The organism is Stenotrophomonas sp. Bg11-02 (assembly GCF_002836635.1).
Taxonomy (GTDB): domain Bacteria; phylum Pseudomonadota; class Gammaproteobacteria; order Xanthomonadales; family Xanthomonadaceae; genus Stenotrophomonas; species Stenotrophomonas lacuserhaii.
In genome coordinates this window covers 1-1517 of record NZ_PJAY01000019.1, presented here as the reverse complement: position 1 = coordinate 1517, position 1517 = coordinate 1, and the positions used below count along the sequence as shown (strand labels likewise).

The window sequence follows — 1517 nt, the reverse complement described above, 5'->3', positions numbered from 1 at the left end:
CCAGCGGGAAGGCGGTCTCCACCTTCCCGCGGCGACGATGCCATCCGAGCACGAACATCAGGGCGACCAGCAGCGCGCCTCTCGCCATGGCTGCCCGGCCCGCGGACGTCTCGAGCAGATACCAGCCAAGCGATGCGCGATCAACCTCGGCAAGCGGCATTCCCATGATGCCCGCGGTCTTGAAGACGACATCGAGCCCGGTGAGCACGAGACCGGCCACGGCACCCGCCAATAGAACGCCCATGAGTGACCACCCGGCCAAGGCGTCGGCGAGTGCCGATCGACGCGACCCGTACCAACCGAAGAGTGGAACCCCGAAAAGAACCATGATGACAAGGTATTCCAAGAATCTCAGTGCATAAGCCGACAGGTCGAACATTCGCGACTCCTCAGCGCACCGTGAAGCTGAAGCTGCCCGGCATGGGGTGGTTGTCACCACCGACGGCGCGGTATTCCACGGTATAGACGCCCGGAGCCAGCGGTCCAGGCAACTTGGCACGCAGGGTCTTGCCGTTGTTGACGATCTCGGTCGTGAAATTCTCGATCGGCATGGTGGAACTGCCGTGCTTCATGAGCAACTTGAGACGCGACGCCCGCGGAATCAATGTCTCGTTGAACACGAGATCGATCTGGCCTGGCGAGGCCACCACCGCATTTGCCGCCGGTGTGGACTGCTGCAGCGCGGCGTGGGCGTGCGCGACCTGCAGCGAAAACTGCCCGGCCGCGATTGCGAGGACGAGCGCGAAGGAGCGAATGACGTTGGACGACTTCATATGGATAAATCCTCATTGGAATGTGATGCAAAGCCCGTTCGGGAGGGGCCGCGCTGTGTTCGATGCGACAAGCGTTAGATGTCGGACTGTCACCGAAACCACGATTTGTCGGATTTTCTTGATACTTCCGCTTTCGCGAGACGAGGATCCCACCGGCTCAGGCGGGATCCTCGACGCATTACGCTGCCATGGCGCTGCAGCTTTCCGCGCAGCGGCGACAAACTTCGGCGCAGCGCGTCATCTCAGGGTCGTTCATGGCGTCGCATGCATCGGCGCACTGGCGGCAGATCTCCGCGCAGGCACCGCAAACCACGTCGTGAACGCTGGCACCGCGCAGCATCGCGTCGGCACTGGTTGCGCAGGTATCGGCACACGTCGCCAACAGGGCGATGTGCTCCGGGGCCGCGTGAACACCTCCTTTGGTCAGGCAGTAGTTGATGGTCTCCAGGCAGATCGCATGGCATTGCGTGCAGTTGTCGATGCACTCGTTCATGGCCTGGGGCCGGTGTGCTGCGGAATGGTGAGTCATGTAGTTCTCCTTCTTCCTCGCGGGCGAGAATCGGCGCGCCCGCAACACCGTCCCCTGTTGCTGCGACGGATCAGTGCTGTGCGAACGGTTCAGTGGTTCCGTCGCGATGGATCAGCTCGACCGTGAACGGCTGCTGGCGTCCCTCCGGGACCTCCATGCCCGGAGAACCAAGCGGCATCCCTGGGAGGACCAGGCCGCGTGCGTTCGGCTTTTCT

3 protein-coding genes and 1 pseudogene are annotated in these 1517 nt (G+C 62.6%); all 4 read right to left on the bottom strand.

The features are described 5' to 3' along the window. Positions 1–379, bottom strand: a pseudogene (locus tag CXG43_RS01255) (transporter); the annotation flags it as partial. Positions 380–389: 10 nt separating this feature from the next. Further along, the gene (gene copC, locus CXG43_RS01250) at positions 390–773 is read right to left on the bottom strand and encodes a copper homeostasis periplasmic binding protein CopC (protein WP_005413416.1); all 384 of its coding nucleotides are present in this window, start codon (positions 771–773) and stop codon (positions 390–392) included. Between the two features lie 178 nt (positions 774–951). After that, complete coding sequence (locus tag CXG43_RS01245; protein ID WP_012480213.1) at positions 952–1302, bottom strand: four-helix bundle copper-binding protein; 351 nt, start codon at positions 1300–1302, stop codon at positions 952–954. Positions 1303–1372: 70 nt separating this feature from the next. After that, positions 1373–1517, bottom strand: a 145-nt coding sequence (locus tag CXG43_RS01240; RefSeq protein ID WP_332870923.1) for a DUF411 domain-containing protein, incomplete at its 5' end; no start/stop codon positions are given.

Excerpts from the sequence above, each read along its gene's own strand:
- CXG43_RS01245 (WP_012480213.1), bottom strand. The coding sequence starts at position 1,302 with ATGACTCACCATTCCGCAGCACACCGGCCCCAGGCCATGAACGAGTGC.
- copC (WP_005413416.1), bottom strand. The coding sequence starts at position 773 with ATGAAGTCGTCCAACGTCATTCGCTCCTTCGCGCTCGTCCTCGCAATC.